The following is an 18932-nucleotide window of genomic DNA, read 5'->3' as shown; positions in this document are numbered from 1 at the left end:
TGTCCAATTATTATCAGTTGTTCGTCAGTTAACCTGTTATTAAGCTCAAATGAAATAGCTTTTTTTGTTTTCATAGGTTTATTGTATCATTCTATGTACGGGCTTTCATCCCCTCCCTTACGGAAGGGGTCTTCTCGCCCGCTAAAAATAAATAGCTTTATTTTCAGTAGTTTTTAATTTTTTATATAATCCAAAATAAATGTAACTAAAAACTATAATCATTATAAAATAAATAAATAATTTTAAATTAAACAAAGGATAATGAATAAAATATTTAGCTTTTACTCCTCCAGTAATGAATAATAAAATTATAGAGACCCATACAAAGGGAAAAAATTTATCCATTATTTTTTCCATAAATTTAGCTTTTTTATCTTCTAAAATAGAAAGAGTTGGTTTTAGAATAAATAAAGTGTAAAACATACCACCTATCCATATTAAAACAGCTATTATATGTAACCATTCTAAAATTGCATTTATCATATTTGATTCTCCCTTCTTGCTTTCTCACTTTTTGGATATAACATTTTAGCCATAAAAATAGATATTTCATAAAAAACTACTAAAGGTAAAGCAAGCAAAATCTGACTTATTATGTCTGGAGGAGTTATAAAAGCTGCAAAAGCAAAAGCCCCAACTATAAAATATGGTCTTATTTTAATTAATCCTTCTGGAGATACAAGGCCAAGTCTTGCAAGTAAAGATAAAATAACAGGAAGTTCAAAGGTTATTCCAAAAGCAAGAATTAATCTTATTACAAATGATATATAAGAGCTAACTGATAACATTGCTTCTACATCAAGCTGTGTATATCCAAAAGTAAGTAAAAATTTTATTGCAAGTGGTAAAACTAAGAAAAATGCAAATGCTGCTCCTGATATAAAAAACAAAGTTGTAAAAAATACAAAAGGAATTAATAATTTCTTTTCATTTTCATATAAAGCAGGCTCTATAAATTTCCAGACTTGGAAAAAAATAAAAGGAGAAGATACAACAAATCCCATTAATAAAGATATTTTTAAAGCTGTAAAGAAAGATTCTGTAGGCGTTAAAGCTACTAATTTTAATTCTGGAAAAACTTTATGTAAAGGTGTTTGAAATATATCAAAAAATATATCCACTTTTATAAATACTAATACTGATCCTACGAATAAGGCAATTAAACTTTTTATTAATCTATTTCTTAACTCTGCTAAATGCTCAGTAATAGGAGCTTCATATTCAGTAGGTTCAGGCATCTTTTATATCCTCTTTTTTTTCTTTTTTAAAAGATATTTTTTCTCTTTTTGGCTCATAATCTTCACTATATTTTGGTTTTATTACTTCTTTTTCAAACTCTTCTTCAAACTTTTTTTCTTCTTTTTTATCTTCTATCTTTGTTAAATCTTCTGGTAAGGATTTTATATCTTCAATCTCAGAAACTACAGAACTTTTAACTTCATCAACAGTTGATTTAATTTCTCTGAAAAATTTTGCCATCTGTTTAATTGCTTCAGGCAATCTTTTTGGTCCAAGTACTATAATAGCAACTATCATTATTACAATAATTTCAGACATACCTATACCAAACATAATTTACTCCTTATTACAAATAAAATTAAATTATATCCTAAAATATAATATTTATACTAAATTCAAATCTATAGCTTTGCTCACCTTCTTTTTTATCCAGTATTTTTGCATAATCAAATGAAAAAGCCCCTGCTGGTGTAGGAACAAATATACCAATTCCTGCTGTTTCTCTTGTTTTAAATTTTAAAAACTCTTTTTTATTTGGATATATATTTCCTAAATCATAAAATAAAAATCCATATAAATTAAAGCCTTTAAATATAGGAAATCTTAAATCATTATTTATATAAGCAAAACTATTTCCACCAATTCCATTATTTGAAAGTTCTTCATAACCAAATCCTCTTATTGTGGAAATACCACCAAGGAAATATCTTTCAGATATTGGCAGTTTTTCTATTCCTATAAATTTTCCACCTGAAGAAATTCTTTGGGTAAACACAAAGAATAAAAACTTATAATAATATCTAAGCATGAAATTACCATAAAAATACTCAACATCTGAGAAAGTTTTACCAAAAGTTGAGCTAAAATAAAATCCTGAGGTTGGATATATTTTATTATTTCTATTATCGTATTTTAAGCTAAAAGAAATATCGTACTTATTATATGGATTTTTTATATAAATATTGCTATTTGATATTTTGTTTACACTATAATCTAACTTAACTTGCTGAGTAGCCCATTTATTTGGTCTTTTATTATATGTAATATCAAATCCTTTTTTTAATAAATCATAGTATTTATGAAACTGATTAGACCTATAAGCAGAAACAAATAAAGAAGAATACTTAGGTAAAAGTCTGCTGCCTAAATCTAATTTATAATTTGTATTTAAAGATGATATATCTATATAGCCAGTAGTTTCTAAACCATAACCAAATAAATTTTTTAAAGTTAAAGATACAGCAGCTTTAAGCTTTTCTACTGAGTTATAACCTATCAATCCTTGAACTAAGCCTCTTTTATCTTCTGTTAGTACTAATATCTTATTTAAGCTTTTATTTTTCTTGTCTACTTCTAAATCTGGATTTATAAAACTAAAAAGATAAGATTTATATAGGAAATTTAACTCATTATCAAATCTATACTTCTCATAATAATCATCTTCTTTTATATTCCATCTTAAAACTTTTGGTTTTAAATGCCATGTTCCATAAATAAAAGCTTTAGAAAGTTTATATCTTTTACCTGTTTTAATATTAAAAATAGGTTTAACAAAATAAATATTTTTAGATTCTTTAAGCTCAACTTGCATATCAACTTTAGCATCAAGATATCCCTTTTCAAAAAGCTCTTTTTTTATTGAATCTATATAATTTACAAGTAATGCACCACTATAAATAATAGGTGTTTTAAGTTTTGTCTTAGGATTATATCCTTTATATAAAGCTTCTTTAATTAAATATTTTTTACCTCTATATATAGTTATATTTAAAATTAAATTTTTCCCTTCTTTTATATAAGAAATCTGATAATAACTATTTGCATATCCTTTTTTCCTTAAATTAAATATTAATTTTTCAAGAGGTTCACTTAATAACTTTTTTTGAAAATATCTTCCTTTAAATCTTCTTATCTGCTTTAAAATATCTTTTGGTAGTTTGAAATCTGAGTTAAAGCTAATATCTTTTATTCTATATCTTTTACCTTCATATATATAAATATATATATAAGCTAAAGAGGTTTTTAATTCTTCTTTATAAGAAAAATCTATACTTACATCTAAAAATCCTAAGGATTTATAATAATCACTGATTTTTTCTATAAAATCTTCAATCTGGGCATAATTTACACCTGATATTTTAAAAGGTTCCAATTTAAGTAGGTTTTTTTCTTTTATATTATAATTTCCTACAAATTTAATATCGTATTTAAATCCATGAACTATATTTAAATAAAGATAAATTTTATTTTCATTAATCTTATGAAAGCTAAATATAGATATAAAACTATCATAATAACCTTTATCTTTTAGATATTGTGATAATTTAGATATACTCTTTTGTATTTTAGAGATTGAAAATCTTTTATTCTTTAGATCTAATATTTCTTTGTATTTTTTTTCTTCTTTTTTACTTAAAGGTATGTCTGAAAAAAACTTAACATCTTTTATTTTATATCTTTTACCTTCATTTATATTAATTATAATATCTGCATCACCTTTTTTATTTATTTTTGTATTTAGAAAAATTTGTATATCTAAAAAGCCATTATCTACATAAAACTGCTTAAGCTTTAAAGGTATTCTTGCTATATCTTCATTAGAAATATATTTACCATAAAAAAGTCCAGAAACCCCTACGATTTCACTATCCCAAAATGAAGAATTTCCTTTAATACTAATTCCCTTTACTAATATTTTTCTATTAAGGATAATCTTATCTTTTTCTACAGTAATCTTATTAAAGCTATCTGTTTTCTGTAATAAATCTTTAATTTTAGTTTTATCTTTTAAAGAATTATACACTTCTTTAATATTGTTCATAGGAAGAGGAAAGTTTGAGTATATCTCAACTGCATAGCTAAGTTGGAAAAACATCAATAATATAACAAAAAATCTCATATAAACCCCATTATAGTTTTTGCATTATAATATCAATTATGATTTTAAATATTTTAGAAAACTTAATATATAATAACAGATGCTATTATTGTGGTGATATATTCTTTTTTAAAGAGCAAAATCTATTTTGTGAAAACTGTATAAAGCAAATAAGAAAAGAAGATATTCTATATTGTAAAACTTGTGGAAGAAAAACAAATAATTGTATTTATTGTAAAAGAGAACCTTTATTAAATAAAATTAGGATTTTTACTAAATATAAACATCCTTTAAAAGATATTATCAAATACTATAAATTTAACAAATACAAAAATCTTTCAAAAACTTTAGCAAACATTATTAGAGACGATATAGAAAAATTTGTTGAGCAAAATAATATAAACTTTATCTTTTATATACCAATGTCAAAAGAAAAAGATAAAGAAAGAGGATTTAATCATTTAAAGGAGATTTTAATACATATATTTCCAAAATTTTTAATTTCACAGGATTTAATAAAAATAAAAGATACAAAACTTCAAATAGAACTTACAAAAGAAGAAAGAGAAAAAAATTTAGAAAATAGCTTTTTTCTTAATAATAAAGAAATTTATAAAGGCAAAAATATACTTATATTTGATGATATTATTACAACAGGAGCAACTTCAAAAGTAGTTGTTAAAGAACTTAGGAAGGCAAATCCTAAAAATATATATGCATATGTGATGGCAACTTGATATAATTATTTTCACTTAAAAATAATAAGAGGCTATAAATGAAAAAACAAAAACCGCCAGTAGAAGAAAATGTAGATTTAGAACTTGAATATAAATTACTTCATTTATATGATAGATTAAAACCTTATTTAAAATATATTGTAGCAGGATTAATAGCTATTATTTTACTAATTATTTCTGTTATTTATAGAAATGCAAAACTAAATGAAAAACTAAATCAAGCATCTATTTATATATATAAAATCCAGTCAGAAATAGATTCAAAAAAATATAAAGAAGCAGAAAAAGATATAAAATTTTTTAAAGCAAACTTTGCAGACACACCTTATATAAAACTTGTTTATGCTTTAGAAATAAATCTAAATAAAGAGCAAAATAAAAATACAAAAGATTTGACAAAAAAGTTAAAAAAACATATAAAAACAGATCAGTTTAAAGCATACTTTACAGAGTATGAAGGATATTTAGATTATAAAGATAAAAACTATAACAAAGCATTAAATAATTTAAACAAAATAAAACAAAATGATTTTAATTATCTTTCAGCTTTAACATTAAAAGGAATAATTTATAATATTCAAGGTCAAAAAGACAAAGCAAAAGAGATTTTTGAGGAAATAAATCAACTTTCAAAAAATAGATTTAGATATTTTGAATCACTTTCAAAGGAGAGTTTATAAATGGAAAAGAGAGAAAAACTTTATGAAGGAAAAGCAAAAATAATATATAAAACAGATGAGCCTGATAAAGTAATAATGGAATTTAAAGATAGTGCTACTGCTTTTGATGCAGTAAAAAAGGCAGAAATTAAAGGTAAAGGGGTAATAAATAATACAATTGCTACTTTCTTTTTTGAACTTTTAAAAGATAAAGGAATACCAAGTCATTATATAAAAAAGTTATCAGATAATGAAATGCTTGTTTATAAAGTTGATATAATTCCTGTAGAAGTAGTAGTAAGAAATTTAGCAGCAGGAAGTATAGTAAAAAGGCTTGGTATAAAAGAAAAAACAGAGTTTAATCCACCACTTGTAGAGTTTTACTTAAAAAATGATGAACTACATGATCCAATTATATGCGAACAACATATATATGCTATGAATCTTGCAAAACCTGAAGAAGTTGCAAAAATGAAAGAGCTTGCATTAAAGATAAATGAAATTTTAAAAGAGTTTATGAAAGAAAATGGAATTATTTTAGTTGATTTTAAACTTGAGTTTGGAAGAAAAGGAGATGAAATAGTACTTGCAGATGAAATTTCACCTGACACATGTAGATTTTGGGATATAAAAACTGGAGAAAGTCTTGATAAAGATAGATTTAGATTTGATCTTGGAGATTTAATAGAAGGATATAAAAAAGTACTTGAAAAACTGGAGGGGAATAATGAAAAAAATTAAAAAAGCAGTTATTCCAGTAGCAGGATTTGGAACAAGATTTTTACCTGCTACAAAAGCAACACCAAAAGAGATGATGCCAATAGTTGATAAACCAATTATTCAATATATAGTTGAAGAAGCAGTAGCATCTGGAATAGAAACAATAGTATTTATAACAGGAAGACATAAAAGAGCAATAGAAGATCATTTTGATTATGCACCAGATTTAGAATTAGCTTTAGAAAAATCAGGTAAAGAAGAGCTTTTACAAATTGTAAAACAGATTTCAGATATGGCAGAGTTTGTATATATAAGACAGAAAGAACAGCTTGGACTTGGACATGCTATCTTAACAGCACAGCCGGTTATTGGAAATGAGCCTTTTGCAGTTTTACTTGGAGATGAGCTTATAATTAATAATGAAAACCCAGGATTAAAGCAACTTATAGATGTTTATTATAAATTTGGTAAATCTGTTCTCGGAACTACAAATGTACCAAAGGAAGAAACATATAAATATGGAATAATAGAAGGAAATGATATAGAAGATGGAGTTAAACTTGTAAATTATATGGTAGAAAAACCAAAACCAGAAGAAGCACCTTCAACATCTGCAATTATAGGGAGATATATCCTTACACCTAAAATATTTGATGCATTAAAAAGAACGCCTTTTGGGAAAGGTGGAGAATTACAGCTTACAGATGCTTTAATGACATTAAGAAATGAGGAAGCTATATACTCAAAAGATATAGAAGGAATTAGACATGATACAGGAAATAAAATTGGATATATTAAAGCAATTATTGATTTTGCTTTGGAAAGAGAAGACACAAGAGATTTTATGAAAAAGCTTTTACTTGAAAAAGCATCTCAAATAAATGAAAAAGTTTAAAACTAAAAAGAAGTTTGGTCAGCATCTTTTAATATCTGAAGGTGTAATTAAAAAGATAGTAGATGAAATAAAAATAAATAAAGAAGATATTATAGTAGAAATTGGAGTTGGTACAGGACAGCTTACAGAAGAACTTCTAAAAAGAAATCCAAAAAAGGTTTATGGGATAGAAATAGATGAAACTGCTTATCCTATAATAGAAGAAAGATTTAAAAATTTTGAAAATTTTATATTAATAAAGAAAAACTTTTTTGATGTTAATCTATATGAGCTAGCAGAAAATAACAAAATAAAATTAGTTGGAAATTTACCTTATAACGTTGCTTCTTTAATACTAATAAACACTGTTTTTTATATAGATATTTTAAAAATGTCTGTATTTATGATACAAAAAGAGGTTGCAGAAAGACTACTTGCAAAACCAAAAACAAAAAATTACAGTTTCTTAACTGTTTTTATACAAACTTTTTTTGATATTGAATATATAATGAGCGTACCTGCAAGATTTTTCTCGCCACCACCAAAAGTAACTTCAGCAGTTGTAAAACTACTTCCTAAAAAGGATATTCCAGATATAGATAAGAAAAAATTTAAAAATTTTGTATCATCTTTATTTGCAAACAAAAGAAAGATGTTAAGATCAAAGATAGATAAAGATATTTTAAAAAAAGTAGGAATTGAAGAAACTGCAAGGGTAGATCAACTAAATGTAGAAGATTTTTTAAAGTTATATAAATAGCTAATATTAAGAAACAATAAATTCCTAAATTGCCTTTCCAATATATCAGCTTTAACCTGTAATTTCTCCTTCAAAATTCTATCTTTTTCTAATTCGATTTCTTTTTGTTTTCTATCCATTATGAAATAAATTTCTTCTAATTTTATAGTAAAATTTCTTAAATTAATAAAGTAATATTAAAGAATAAGGAAATGGTAATAGGAAGTATAGTTTTTGATATTTATATCCCTCATGCAACTTCTTTGAAAGAAAAAAGAATGGTAATAAGATCTTTAAAAGAGAAATTAAAATCTAAATTTAATGTTTCAGTTTCAGAGATAGGTAATCAAGATTTATGGCAATCTGCTTATATTGCAGTAGTTATGGTTTCACCAGAGAAAAAACAAACAGAAAAAATAATGCAATCTATAATAAATTTTGTTGAGTCAAATTTTCCAGAATTACATTTTAATATTCATAAGGAGCTAATATGAAAATAGATAAAGTTTTAGTAGCAACTACAAACAAAGGAAAGTTAAGAGAGTTTCAAGCTTTACTTTCAGATTTAGGAATAAATGTTTTGTCTTTAGAAGATATGAAAGAAAAAATAGAAATAGAAGAAGATAAAAATACTTTTTTAGAAAATGCGATTAAAAAAGCAAAAGAGTATGCAAAATTTTATAATCTTCCAACTATTGCAGAAGATGCAGGCCTTGAAATAGAAGCTTTAAATAATTATCCGGGAGTTTTTTCTGCAAGATTTTATGATATAGATTTTGGAGGGAAAATAAAAAATCCAAAAGATAAAGATAAGGCAAATATAGAAAAAGTTTTAAATCTTTTAAAAGAAGAAAAAAATAGAAAAGCAAGATTTGTAAGTAATGTAGTTTTTTATATTCCTAAAGATTTTGGTATCTGGACAGAAGGTTATTGTTATGGTGAAATAGCGAAGCAACCTACGGGAGAAAAAGGCTTTGGATATGATCCAATATTTATACCTGAAGGCTATAATAAAACAATGGCAGAACTTTCATCAGAAGAAAAAAATAAAATATCTCATAGAGGTAAAGCAGTAAGAAAATTAATAGATTTAATGAAGAAAATTCTTTAGATTATAAATCTTTTGAGTTAATAATAAATGTGACAGGGCCATCATTTAAAATATATACCTTCATATCTGCCGCAAATATACCTGTTTTTGTTTCTACATGTTTTGATATTTCTTCAATAAATTTTTCATATAGTTTTTTAGCTATATCTGGTTTTTCTGCATTTTCAAAACTTGGCCTTCTTCCTTTTTTTATATTTCCTGCCAATGTAAACTGAGATATCACAAGGACTTGCCCATTAATATCTTTAACAGACAAGTCCATTTTTCCTTCTTTGTCTTTAGAAAATATTCTTAAATTTACAATCTTATTTACAAGTTTATGAATATCTTCTTCAGTATCTCCTTTAACAACTCCAAGAAGAATATTTAAACCTTTTCCTATCTCACCAACTACTTTTCCATCTACTTCTACTTTAGAGCTTAAAACCCTTTGAACTACTGCTATCATTTTTTCAATAACTTTTCTAATTTAGCAAAAGGTGAGTTTTTTCTTCTTTCTTTTTTCTCACAATCACAAGGATTTTCATTTCTATTAGCACCACATATTGGACATATTCCTTTACAGTTTTCATCACATAAAGGTTTCATTGGTGTTTTTACTAATATTTCTTCTCTAACAAATTCATTTAAATCAAAATGTTCTTCATCTTCTAAATATTTCATATCTAAATCTGCTTTATGAAGTTCACCGCTTTGAAGTTTTTTCTTAGACAAGAAAATATTAGAAGTTTCTGACAAATCCATATCAAAATGTTCTAAACATCTGCTACATTCAAGATTTATATTACTTTTAAAATCCATAGAAATAGCATATCCATCTTTCTCTTTTATTATATACATATGTATTTTTACATCTTTATCTGAAGAGTATTCAGATGGTAAATCTAAATCTCTAAAAGATATTTCATAATCTTTTTCTATAAAATTTTCTTCCTTATTTTTAAACTCATTTTTTAAATTTAAAATGTAATGCATAACACATCACCTCTTTTTTTTATTTCAGACTGAAATTTATTCTAATTAGGATTTTATTCAAGTTTTGTAAAATTTTTGTGAAATTACGTATTTACATAGAGGGTTTGTATAAACTCTTTCATTTTATTAATAGCTCTTTCTGCTTTAAGCTGTTTTCTTTTTCTTTTATCTTTTACTTTTTTTGGTAAATCTGGTAGCAATGCAAAATTAGGATTCATAGGCTGTAGCTCATCTTTTTCAGTTGTAATATAGTTTATAAGGCCTCCAAGCATTGTTTCCGTTGGTGGAATAACAGGTTCAAGTCCTTTTATTAATCTTGATACATTAATTCCTGCAAGGATTCCAGTTGCTGCAGAAGCAACATATCCTTCAACTCCTGTAATTTGCCCTGCAAAAAATATTTTAGGATTTTTCCGTAGTTGTAATGTAGGAAGTAAAACCTTTTGAGATTGGATAAAGGTATTTCTATGTATAGAACCCAGTCTTACAAAAGTAGCATCTTTTAATGCTGGAATTAATCTAAATATTCTTTTTTGCTCTGGATATTTTAGCTTTGTTTGAAAACCTACTAATGAAAGTAAGGTTCCTTCTTTATTTTCTTTTCTAAGTTGCACTACTGCAAACGGTCTTTTACCTGTTTTTGGATCTGTTAAGCCAACAGGTTTCATTGGTCCATATAAAAGAGTTTCTTTACCTCTTCTTGCTATTTCTTCAATTGGAAGACAGCCTTCAAAAAATACTGCCCTTTCAAAATCTTTTAAAGGAACTTGTTCTCCTTTTAAAAGTTCATTATAAAAAATCTCATACTCTTCTTCAGTTAATACACAATTGAAATAATCTCCTGTACCTTTTCCATATCTATCTGCCCAAAAACCTTTTGAAAAATCTACAGTTTCTGCATCTACTGTAGGAGCTATTGCATCATAAAAATATAAATACTCTTGTCCTGTTAAGTTTTGAATCTCTTTTGAAAGCTTTTCTGAAGTTAAAGGTCCTGTTGCAATAATTACATACTCATAATCTTCTGGTATTTTTTTTATTTCTTCTCTTATTACATTTATATTTGGATGATTTTCTAAAATTTCTGTTATCTCTTTTGAGAATTTCACTCTATCAACTGCTAAAGCACCACCTGCAGGTACTTTATGTTTTTCTGCTACTTTTAAGATTAAAGAATCAAGAAGTTTCATCTCTTCTTTCAAAAGTCCTGAGCCTGTACAAATCTCAAAACTTCCAAGAGAGTTAGAACATACTACTTCTGCAAAAAAAGGGGTTTTATGGGCAGGAGTCATTTTCATAGGTCTCATTTCATATAAATCTACTTTTATTCCTTCTTCTGCTAATTTAAAAGCAGCTTCTGTTCCAGCTAATCCTGCTCCTATTACACAAACTTTTTTATCCATTTTTACTCTTTTAAAGCTTTTAATACTTTATTATCTAACTCTTCTGCTTTTTCAATATTTCCAGTGTGAACAAAAGGTATTTTACCTTCAATAGTAGCACCTGGGAATAAATTATCTTTAATATCTTCAACTTCAATTTCTATTATAGCTACAGGGAAAGGTATCCCTTCTATACTTTCTTTCAATATCTTTGCTTTACCTGAAACTGATAAAGCAGTATCTTTATCAAATACTTCAAAACAAACATTTTCATTATTTCTTATATTTTCTACTGTTTGAGAGTTTGTACTTACTCCTATTCTTACAGTATTTTCATCTTTAGCAATAGCCCACGTAATAAAAGTAGTATAAGGCTTATCGTCTTTTACTGTAGAAATAACCGTAGGGGTTAAATCCTGCATAATTTCAAATAATTTTTTATTTAAAGACATAACCATTCCCTCCATATAAAAATTTTAAAAAATAATATTCCTTTTATATTTTAGAGGGAATGGTTAATATCATATAATCTTACTTTTCTTCTACGCTAATAGGTTCAAGCTTTAGTTTTTCAATATTCGTCAGATACTGATCAACAGGAATAACCCCTCTTTCAGCAACTTTTTCATCTATTCTTTTTGGTTTTAAAGTTTTTATTATATATTCCATAGCTTTAAATGTTTTTTCTTTTCCACCACATGTATAAACATCAATGGCAGCATAACCATGTTCTGGCCATGTGTGGATTGATATATGAGATTCTTCCAGAAGGATTACTCCTGTTGCTCCTTGTGGGTAAAACTGGTGGAAATGAGAAGATAATTTAGAGAGATTTGCATACTTTACAGCATTTTCTAAGAGTTCTTTAACATCTTCAACGTGGTCAATTTTAGAACCATCTACACCATAAAGATCCGCTAAGATATGCAATCCGAGGGTTTTTTCCATTTTCTATCCTCCTTATAAAATTTTTTTACGAAAAAGTTTATCCTCGGGCTTTTATCAGCGCCCATAATAAAAAACCTCCTTTAAGGTTTAATTAAAAGTTTTTTTCTACTGAGAATTATATATTATATTTAAATAATGAAAAAAAAGAAAGTATTTTAATCATAAAAAATAGAAAGTTATGCCTGAGGCGGGAGTCGAACCCGCACGGGCTTTCGCCCAAGGGATTTTGAGTCCCCCGCGTCTGCCAATTCCGCCACTCAGGCAGTTAGGATTAAATATATTATCAGATTAATGAAAATTTTTGGAGTTTTTAATATACCGAACTTACTCCTGTATTTTCTTCTTCTTTTTCCTCTTTTTTCTTTTCTATTGGTTCATCTGTTAATCTTTCTGCTAAATAGTCAGCTAAATGTTGAACTTTAACTTTTCTGTAATCTTTTCCATGTTTATACATTCCATCTGAAATATTAAATACACATCCTGGGCAATCACTTAAAACATATTCTGCTTCTGTTTTTTCTAAATCTTGTACTTTATCTTTTTGTAGTTCTGTAGCTACTTCATAATTTGCAACAGAGAAATATCCTGCAAATCCACAGCACATCATAGCTTTTTCACCTTCTACATACTCAGCATCTACTACATTTTTTAATACATTTCTATATACATTTGGATCTGTACTCATTGCAGTATATGAATGGCAAGGAAAATGGAATGTTACTTTTTCACCTTCACCTTTAAAGGTTAAATATCCTTGTTCTTCAAGAATCTGAGCGAAACTTTTAACTTTATATCCATATTCTTCTTCTAAAGCTCCTCCACAGGTTGGACATGCAACAACTATTTCATCAAAATCATATTTATCTATTTCTTCTTTATTATGTTTCATTAAAGATTCAAAAGCTTCTATATTTCCTCCATATAAATGAGGAGCTCCACAACATCTTATATTTTCAGGTACAACTACTTCATATCCTGCGTTTTCCATAAGTTTTAAAACACTTTCTCCTGTTTTTCCATAAAAAGCGTCAATCATACATCCTGTAAAAAATAAAAGTTTCCCTTTTTTCTCTTTTTTTGGTTTTACAACTTTTCCTCTTAATCCAAAAGGTTTAGCAGTAGGCTTAGGCATTAGTTTTGTATATTTTGGAATACCTGTATCTAAGTATACTGCATTATATTCAGGTACTTCTTTTTTAAATAACTTTCCATAAGCATTCATTAAAGATGGAGCAAATTTCATAGCAGTTTTAGTAATTACATTTCCCATCATAGAAAGACCAGTAAATACTGCTGTTTTAACAATATCTTTTTTACCAAGTTCTTTATTACCTAAATGTCTTGCTCTAAACATTATCTCTTTATATTCAACTTCATTTGGACATATCCATTCACATCTTCTACACATTGCACATTGGTTCCATTGAGCTACAATTTCTTCAGTAAGAGGCATTACACCATCAACTACTGCCTCTGCTAAAGCAAGTCTTCCTCTTGGAGAACTTCTTTCTTCTTTAACTACACTATATGTAGGGCATACAGAACGACATGCAGAGCATTTAACACATTGATGAGCAAGTTCTATAGTTAATTTTGGATCTATTTTATTCATTAATTTATCCTCCAATAGTTAGAAAGATGCAGGGTTTTAAATCTTATATTAAGAATATAAATATGTTAATATTAATTATCTATAAGATTTGTCATAATTGACTATTCCCAAAGAGCAGTTGTTAGATATTTTTCTCCACCATCTGGACAGATGAAAACTATTACACCACTATCAATCTCTCTTGCAATTTTTATTGCTGCTTCAAAAGCGGCACCTGAAGATTGTCCAACAAAAATTCCTTCTTTTCTTGCAAGTTCTCTTGCTCTTTCATAAGCAGGATCTGTACCAATAAACATTGTTCTATCTAATCTGTTTTCATCAAAAATACCTGGTTTTATAGAAGTTTCTATATATTTAAGTCCTTCTATTCCGTGAAATGGGCTATCAGGTTGTACACCAATTACTTGGATATCAGGATTAAATATTTTAAGCCTTCTACCTGTTCCCATTATTGTGCCACCAGTTCCAATACCAGCTATAAAATGAGTTATCTTTCCTTCTGTTTGTTTCCATATTTCTACTGCTGTTGAATAATAATGAGATCTCCAATTTGCATCATTATTATATTGATCTATATAAAAATATTTATCTGGATATTTTTTTACTAATTCTCTTACATAAATAATTGCTCCATCAGTACTTTGTAGTGGATCAGTAAAATGTATTTTTGCACCATAAGCTTGTATTATCTTTTTCCTTTCTTCACTAACATTAGAAGGCATTGCAAGTTCTACTTGATAACCTAAGGAAGTACCAACCATTGCAAGAGCAATACCTGTATTTCCTGAAGTTGCATCAAGTATAATCTTATCTTTTGTAAGTTTTCCTGATTGGATAGCTTCAACAATCATTCTTGTAGCAGGCCTATCTTTTACAGAGCCACCTGGATTATAACTTTCAAGTTTTGCAAATATATGAACATCTTTGTTTTTTATATCATCTGGAAGAGATTTTTCAAGTTTTACTAAAGGAGTATTTCCAACAAGCTCTATTATAGAATTTCTTGTTTTCCTTACAGGCTCATCATGGTTTCCTAAAATCCACACTATCTTTTCACCTTGTAGTTTAGTTATAACTTTATTTTATCCTTTTTCTGAAAGTTTTTGAAGGGATAGCTTTATTATACTTTCTATATCTTTTGTATTTTTAGATATTTGAGATACTATTTTTATTACTTTATCTTTTTCAAAACCTAAGGATATTAATGCATCTACTGCTTCATTAATGAGTTCATTTTCATTAAAATTAAGTTTTCCTTTTAGTTCTAAAATGATCCTTGATGCAGTCTTTTTACCAATTCCTTGGATTTTTGATAAGGAATTTATATCTTGATTTTCTATAATATTGAAAATTTCTTCTATTGATAGATTTTTTAATATTGAAAATGCATGTTTTACTCCAACACCTTTAACATCTATAAGCTTTAAAAATAAATCTCTTGATTTTCTATCTTTAAATCCAAAAAGTTTAATATTTTCTTCTTTTATTACAAGATGAGTATATATTTTCTCTTTTCCTTTAGAAAATTTATGAGGAGTATGTACTTTAATGCCAAATCCACTTGTTTCTATAATTACTGAATCCTCTAAAATTTCTACTATATTTCCTATAATATAATCAAGCAATTAAAATACCTTTATATATTTTTATATTTATTTTAAAATAAATAATAAATTTTGGAGGTTTAATTATGTATGACTTTCCAATGTATATTGGTGGTAAGCCTGTAAATAAAGAAGAAAAGATAGATGTAATTTATCCATATACTCTAAAAAAAATAGGACAAGTGCCAAAAGGTTCACCAGAAGATGTAAAAAAAGCTATTGAAAAAGCAAAAATTGGACTTGAAAAACTAAAAAAATTAACTGCTTATGAAAAATATAAAATACTTTTAAAAGCGGCAAATATTTTAGAAAATAAAAAAGAAGAAATAGCAAAAGCGATTGTTTATGAAGTAGGAAAAACAATAAGAGAGGCAAGAACAGAAGTAGATAGAGCCATAAATACAATTACTTTTTCAGCAGAAGAAGCTAAAAGAATAGGAGGAGAATATTTTCCTACGGATGCATCACCAAATGGAAAAGGTAAAAAAGGTTTTTACTTTAGAGAGCCTGCCGGCATAGTAGCATGTATTACACCTTTTAATTTTCCATTAAATCTTACAGCCCATAAAATAGCCCCTGCTATAGCTGCAGGATGTCCGTTTATATTAAAACCTTCAGAAAGAACACCTATTTCTCCAACAATGCTTTGTGAAATATTTTTAGAAGCAGGAGTACCTGAAGAAGCAGTATCTATTATCCCAGGATTTGCTGATGTAGGACAAGAAATGACAACAAATCCAGATGTAAGAGTTGTTTCATTTACAGGAAGTTTAAAAGTTGGTGAAATTATAGCGAAACAAGCAGGATTAAAAAAATTAGTATTAGAACTTGGTTCAAACTCAGCAGTTGTTGTAGATGAAGATGCTAATCTTGAAGTGGCTGCTAAAAAATCAGTACTTGGTGGTTTTGCAATAGCAGGACAAGTATGTATATCAGTACAAAGAATTTTAGTACATGAAAAAGTAGCAGATAAGTTTCAAGAAATTCTTAAAGAAGAAGTTTCAAAACTAAAATTTGGTGATCCTATGGATGAAAGAACAGATGTTGGACCTGTAATTGCAGTAGATGAAGTTAATAGAATAAGATCATGGATAGAAGAAGCAGTAGAAAAAGGTGCTAAACTTGTAAAAGGTGGTATTGCATGTGCTGAAGATAAAACAGTATTTCAACCAACTTTAATAGTAGATGTAGCAGAAGATAGTAAACTATTTTATGAAGAAGCTTTTGCACCAGTTGTTACTGTAAAAAGATTTAAAGATATAGATGAAGCTATTAAACTTGTAAATAAAACAAATTATGGCCTTCAAGTTGGAGTATTTACAAATAATATAAAAAATGCATGGAAATTTATTGAAAATGCAGAAGTTGGTGGTGTTATAATAAACGATATACCAACATTTAGAGCAGATCATATGCCTTATGGAGGAGTTAAAGGAAGCGGGATAGGTAGAGAAGGGCCTAAATTTGCAATAGAAGATTATACAGAAATAAAAACAGTAATATTTGATTTAAATGCATAATTTTTGTGCAAAAATATTTAATTTTGAATAAATTTTGTGCAACTTTGTAAGAAAAAATTAGAAAAATTTAAATAAAAACTGGCATAAAATTTGATTTATAAAATAAAGTAAAAAGATGGAGGATAGAAAGTGAAAAAGATAGAAGCAATAATCAAACCTTTCAAATTAGAAGAAGTAAAAGAAGCTTTAACAGAAATTGGTATTCATGGAATGACAGTTAGTGAAGTAAAAGGCTTTGGTAAACAAAAAGGACATACTGAGCTTTATAGAGGAGCTGAGTATGTAATAGATTTTTTACCAAAATTAAAAATTGAATTAGTTGTAGATGATGAAATGGTAGAAAAAGTTGTTGAAACAATAATGAATGCAGCAAGAACAGGAAGAATTGGAGATGGAAAAATATTTATTATTCCTGTAGAAGATGCTATAAGAATAAGAACAGGAGAAAGAGGTCCTGAAGCAGTTTAATAATATTAAAATATAATATTTTTAGGAGGTTATTTATATGGCTATGATCAAATGCCAAACACCAGATGATGTAATGAGAGTTATCTCAGAAAAAGGTATAGTTTTTATTGATTTAAAATTCTCAGATCCTTTTGGGCAATGGCAACATTTAACTATTCCTTCCCATGAGTTTTCATCAGAAACTTTTGAAGAAGGAGTTCCTTTTGATGGTTCATCTATCAGAGGTTGGAAAGGTATCCAAGAATCAGATATGCTTTTAATCCCTGATCCAAAATCTGCATTTATTGATCCATTCATTGAAGATCCTACTGTTTCTCTTGTATGCTCTGTTGTAGATCCAATTACTAAAGAACCTTATAACAGAGATCCAAGACAGATAGCAGCAAAAGCTTTAGAGTTCTTAAAATCAACAGGAATTGGTGATATAGCATTTTTTGGACCTGAAGCTGAGTTCTTCATTTTTGATGATATTAAATTTAGCAATGGTTCTAATCATTCTTACTATGAAGTAGATTCTATTGAAGGTTGGTGGAATACTGGTAGAGAAGAGATGCCAAATCTTGGATATAAAACTCCTTATAAAAGAGGATATTTCCCAGTACCTCCACTTGATAAAACAGCAGAAATTAGAAGAGATATGGTAAAAACTCTTGAAGAAGTTGGTATAACTGTAGAAAGGGAACACCATGAAGTTGGTACTGCAGGACAAGGAGAGATAAACTTTAGATTTGATGAGCTTATTACTACAGGAGACAATGTATTAAAATACAAATATGTTTTAAGAAATGTAGGATATAGACATGGAAAATTTGTAACTTTCTTACCAAAACCTCTTGCAGGTGATAATGGTTCTGGTATGCATACTCATTTCTCAATATGGAAAGGAGATGAAAACCTTTTTGCAGGTGATGGATATGCAGGACTTTCTGAAATAGCTCTTTATGCTATTGGTGGAATTATAAAACATGGAAAAGCTATAGCAGCATTTACAAATCCAACAACAAACTCTTACCACAGACTTGTACCTGGATTTGAGGCACCTGTAAGACTTGCTTATTCTGCAAGAAATAGATCAGCAGCTATAAGAATACCAATGGGTTCTGCATCACCAAAAGCTAAAAGAATAGAATGTAGATTCCCTGATGCATCATCAAATCCATACTTAGCATTTACTGCTTTATTAATGGCAGCAATTGATGGTATTGAAAATAAAATCCATCCAGGAGAACCTTTAGATAAAGATATTTATTCAATGACTCCTGAAGAACTTTCGGATGTTCCTTCTATGCCTGGTTCACTCCAAGAAGCAATAGATGCATTAAAAGAAGATATGGAATTTTTAACTAAAGGCGGCGTTTTTGATGAAGATTTTATAAATATGTGGATTGAAACAAAACAAGCAGAAGTAGATGCAATAAGACTTGTACCTCATCCAAAAGAGTTTGAACTTTACTACGACATCTAAT

At 27.6% G+C, this 18932-nt stretch carries 22 protein-coding genes and 1 tRNA gene; 10 read left to right on the top strand and 13 right to left on the bottom strand.

The window, feature by feature from the left end; translation table 11 throughout:
- Nucleotides 1–141: 141 nt before the first annotated feature.
- Genes CLV39_RS07375 through CLV39_RS07360 form a run of 4 tightly spaced genes read right to left on the bottom strand, consistent with a single transcriptional unit; the run spans nt 142 to nt 4138 of the window.
- A complete protein-coding gene (locus tag CLV39_RS07375) occupies nt 142–483 on the bottom strand; it encodes a hypothetical protein (RefSeq protein WP_121923600.1) in 342 nt (113 codons plus the stop codon).
- Entirely contained in the window at nt 480–1238 is a 759-nt protein-coding gene (gene tatC, locus CLV39_RS07370; RefSeq protein WP_121923599.1) for a twin-arginine translocase subunit TatC, read from the bottom strand. Before tatC ends, CLV39_RS07375 begins: the two co-directional genes overlap by 4 nt.
- Nucleotides 1231–1572, bottom strand: coding sequence for a Sec-independent protein translocase protein TatB (tatB, locus tag CLV39_RS07365; protein WP_121923598.1), 342 nt, complete (start codon nt 1570–1572; stop codon nt 1231–1233). Before tatB ends, tatC begins: the two co-directional genes overlap by 8 nt.
- A 37-nt stretch (nt 1573–1609) precedes the next feature.
- Nucleotides 1610–4138 (bottom strand): BamA/TamA family outer membrane protein, encoded by a 2529-nt coding sequence (locus CLV39_RS07360; protein ID WP_121923597.1) that lies wholly within the window; start codon nt 4136–4138, stop codon nt 1610–1612.
- 38 nt (nt 4139–4176) lie between these two features.
- Between CLV39_RS07360 and CLV39_RS07355 the strand changes: the two genes are divergently transcribed.
- From CLV39_RS07355 to rdgB, 7 genes are all read left to right on the top strand, one after another.
- Nucleotides 4177–4854: a ComF family protein gene (locus tag CLV39_RS07355; RefSeq protein WP_121923596.1), complete on the top strand. Its 678-nt coding sequence runs from the start codon at nt 4177–4179 to the stop codon at nt 4852–4854.
- Between the two features lie 38 nt (nt 4855–4892).
- Nucleotides 4893–5534 (top strand): tetratricopeptide repeat protein, encoded by a 642-nt coding sequence (locus tag CLV39_RS07350; protein WP_121923595.1) that lies wholly within the window; start codon nt 4893–4895, stop codon nt 5532–5534.
- Nucleotides 5535–6254, top strand: coding sequence for a phosphoribosylaminoimidazolesuccinocarboxamide synthase (gene purC, locus CLV39_RS07345; RefSeq protein WP_121923594.1), 720 nt, complete (start codon nt 5535–5537; stop codon nt 6252–6254).
- A complete protein-coding gene (gene galU, locus CLV39_RS07340) occupies nt 6241–7128 on the top strand; it encodes a UTP--glucose-1-phosphate uridylyltransferase GalU (RefSeq protein ID WP_121923593.1) in 888 nt (295 codons plus the stop codon). Before purC ends, galU begins: the two co-directional genes overlap by 14 nt.
- Nucleotides 7115–7867 (top strand): 16S rRNA (adenine(1518)-N(6)/adenine(1519)-N(6))-dimethyltransferase RsmA, encoded by a 753-nt coding sequence (rsmA, locus tag CLV39_RS07335; protein WP_121923592.1) that lies wholly within the window; start codon nt 7115–7117, stop codon nt 7865–7867. The genes galU and rsmA overlap by 14 nt, the downstream gene beginning before the upstream one ends.
- 191 nt (nt 7868–8058) lie before the next feature.
- The gene (locus CLV39_RS07330) at nt 8059–8340 is read left to right on the top strand and encodes a DUF503 domain-containing protein (protein ID WP_121923591.1); all 282 of its coding nucleotides are present in this window, start codon (nt 8059–8061) and stop codon (nt 8338–8340) included.
- Complete coding sequence (gene rdgB / locus CLV39_RS07325; RefSeq protein ID WP_121923590.1) at nt 8337–8957, top strand: RdgB/HAM1 family non-canonical purine NTP pyrophosphatase; 621 nt, start codon at nt 8337–8339, stop codon at nt 8955–8957. Before CLV39_RS07330 ends, rdgB begins: the two co-directional genes overlap by 4 nt.
- A gap of 1 nt (nt 8958) precedes the next feature.
- Here the strand turns inward: rdgB and dtd are convergent, their stop codons facing one another.
- The 9 genes from dtd to ruvA all read right to left on the bottom strand — a co-directional run bounded on the left by dtd (nt 8959) and on the right by ruvA (nt 15499).
- On the bottom strand, nt 8959–9405 hold the full coding sequence (dtd, locus tag CLV39_RS07320; RefSeq protein WP_121923589.1) for a D-aminoacyl-tRNA deacylase: 447 nt from the start codon (nt 9403–9405) through the stop codon (nt 8959–8961).
- Nucleotides 9402–9932: a YceD family protein gene (locus CLV39_RS07315; protein WP_121923588.1), complete on the bottom strand. Its 531-nt coding sequence runs from the start codon at nt 9930–9932 to the stop codon at nt 9402–9404. The genes dtd and CLV39_RS07315 overlap by 4 nt, the downstream gene beginning before the upstream one ends.
- Nucleotides 9933–10015: 83 nt before the next feature.
- Nucleotides 10016–11335, bottom strand: a complete 1320-nt coding sequence (gene trmFO, locus CLV39_RS07310; protein ID WP_121923587.1) for an FADH(2)-oxidizing methylenetetrahydrofolate--tRNA-(uracil(54)-C(5))-methyltransferase TrmFO — start codon at nt 11333–11335, stop codon at nt 10016–10018.
- A gap of 2 nt (nt 11336–11337) precedes the next feature.
- A complete protein-coding gene (locus CLV39_RS07305; RefSeq protein ID WP_121923586.1) occupies nt 11338–11766 on the bottom strand; it encodes a pyridoxamine 5'-phosphate oxidase family protein in 429 nt (142 codons plus the stop codon).
- 79 nt (nt 11767–11845) lie between these two features.
- Nucleotides 11846–12262, bottom strand: a complete 417-nt coding sequence (gene speD / locus CLV39_RS07300) for an adenosylmethionine decarboxylase (protein WP_121923585.1) — start codon at nt 12260–12262, stop codon at nt 11846–11848.
- A gap of 179 nt (nt 12263–12441) precedes the next feature.
- A tRNA-Leu gene (locus CLV39_RS07295) sits at nt 12442–12525 on the bottom strand.
- 47 nt (nt 12526–12572) lie between these two features.
- Complete coding sequence (locus CLV39_RS07290) at nt 12573–13874, bottom strand: (Fe-S)-binding protein (protein ID WP_121923584.1); 1302 nt, start codon at nt 13872–13874, stop codon at nt 12573–12575.
- Nucleotides 13875–13975: 101 nt separating this feature from the next.
- Nucleotides 13976–14920 carry a cysteine synthase B gene (gene cysM / locus CLV39_RS07285; RefSeq protein ID WP_121923583.1) on the bottom strand — a complete coding sequence of 315 codons (945 nt, stop codon included), beginning with the start codon at nt 14918–14920 and terminating at the stop codon, nt 13976–13978.
- 36 nt (nt 14921–14956) lie between these two features.
- Nucleotides 14957–15499 carry a Holliday junction branch migration protein RuvA gene (gene ruvA, locus CLV39_RS07280; RefSeq protein WP_121923582.1) on the bottom strand — a complete coding sequence of 181 codons (543 nt, stop codon included), beginning with the start codon at nt 15497–15499 and terminating at the stop codon, nt 14957–14959.
- A gap of 65 nt (nt 15500–15564) precedes the next feature.
- Between ruvA and CLV39_RS07275 the strand changes: the two genes are divergently transcribed.
- The 3 genes from CLV39_RS07275 (at nt 15565) to glnA (ending at nt 18931) form a co-directional block, all read left to right on the top strand.
- Entirely contained in the window at nt 15565–16998 is a 1434-nt protein-coding gene (locus CLV39_RS07275; protein WP_121923581.1) for an aldehyde dehydrogenase family protein, read from the top strand.
- A gap of 129 nt (nt 16999–17127) precedes the next feature.
- A complete protein-coding gene (locus CLV39_RS07270) occupies nt 17128–17466 on the top strand; it encodes a P-II family nitrogen regulator (RefSeq protein WP_121923580.1) in 339 nt (112 codons plus the stop codon).
- Nucleotides 17467–17503: 37 nt separating this feature from the next.
- Nucleotides 17504–18931 carry a type I glutamate--ammonia ligase gene (glnA, locus tag CLV39_RS07265; protein WP_121923579.1) on the top strand — a complete coding sequence of 476 codons (1428 nt, stop codon included), beginning with the start codon at nt 17504–17506 and terminating at the stop codon, nt 18929–18931.
- Nucleotide 18932: the final 1 nt, after the last annotated feature.

It is taken from the genome of Hydrogenothermus marinus (assembly GCF_003688665.1).
In the GTDB taxonomy this organism is placed as follows: Bacteria; Aquificota; Aquificia; order Aquificales; family Hydrogenothermaceae; genus Hydrogenothermus; species Hydrogenothermus marinus.
Note: the sequence above shows the minus strand (reverse complement) of the source record. Positions and strands in the feature narration are given on the sequence as shown.

Bases quoted from the DNA above. Each gene is read 5' to 3' on its own strand.
- galU (WP_121923593.1), top strand. From the start codon at position 6,241: ATGAAAAAAATTAAAAAAGCAGTTATTCCAGTAGCAGGATTTGGAACA.
- purC (WP_121923594.1), top strand. From the start codon at position 5,535: ATGGAAAAGAGAGAAAAACTTTATGAAGGAAAAGCAAAAATAATATAT.
- CLV39_RS07355 (WP_121923596.1), top strand. From the start codon at position 4,177: ATGATTTTAAATATTTTAGAAAACTTAATATATAATAACAGATGCTAT.
- dtd (WP_121923589.1), bottom strand. From the start codon at position 9,405: ATGATAGCAGTAGTTCAAAGGGTTTTAAGCTCTAAAGTAGAAGTAGAT.
- CLV39_RS07315 (WP_121923588.1), bottom strand. From the start codon at position 9,932: ATGCATTACATTTTAAATTTAAAAAATGAGTTTAAAAATAAGGAAGAA.
- CLV39_RS07330 (WP_121923591.1), top strand. From the start codon at position 8,059: ATGGTAATAGGAAGTATAGTTTTTGATATTTATATCCCTCATGCAACT.
- rdgB (WP_121923590.1), top strand. From the start codon at position 8,337: ATGAAAATAGATAAAGTTTTAGTAGCAACTACAAACAAAGGAAAGTTA.
- CLV39_RS07275 (WP_121923581.1), top strand. From the start codon at position 15,565: ATGTATGACTTTCCAATGTATATTGGTGGTAAGCCTGTAAATAAAGAA.
- CLV39_RS07350 (WP_121923595.1), top strand. From the start codon at position 4,893: ATGAAAAAACAAAAACCGCCAGTAGAAGAAAATGTAGATTTAGAACTT.
- tatC (WP_121923599.1), bottom strand. From the start codon at position 1,238: ATGCCTGAACCTACTGAATATGAAGCTCCTATTACTGAGCATTTAGCA.
- glnA (WP_121923579.1), top strand. From the start codon at position 17,504: ATGGCTATGATCAAATGCCAAACACCAGATGATGTAATGAGAGTTATC.
- CLV39_RS07375 (WP_121923600.1), bottom strand. From the start codon at position 483: ATGATAAATGCAATTTTAGAATGGTTACATATAATAGCTGTTTTAATA.
- CLV39_RS07290 (WP_121923584.1), bottom strand. From the start codon at position 13,874: ATGAATAAAATAGATCCAAAATTAACTATAGAACTTGCTCATCAATGT.
- rsmA (WP_121923592.1), top strand. From the start codon at position 7,115: ATGAAAAAGTTTAAAACTAAAAAGAAGTTTGGTCAGCATCTTTTAATA.
- tatB (WP_121923598.1), bottom strand. From the start codon at position 1,572: ATGTTTGGTATAGGTATGTCTGAAATTATTGTAATAATGATAGTTGCT.
- speD (WP_121923585.1), bottom strand. From the start codon at position 12,262: ATGGAAAAAACCCTCGGATTGCATATCTTAGCGGATCTTTATGGTGTA.
- trmFO (WP_121923587.1), bottom strand. From the start codon at position 11,335: ATGGATAAAAAAGTTTGTGTAATAGGAGCAGGATTAGCTGGAACAGAA.
- CLV39_RS07305 (WP_121923586.1), bottom strand. From the start codon at position 11,766: ATGTCTTTAAATAAAAAATTATTTGAAATTATGCAGGATTTAACCCCT.
- CLV39_RS07360 (WP_121923597.1), bottom strand. From the start codon at position 4,138: ATGAGATTTTTTGTTATATTATTGATGTTTTTCCAACTTAGCTATGCA.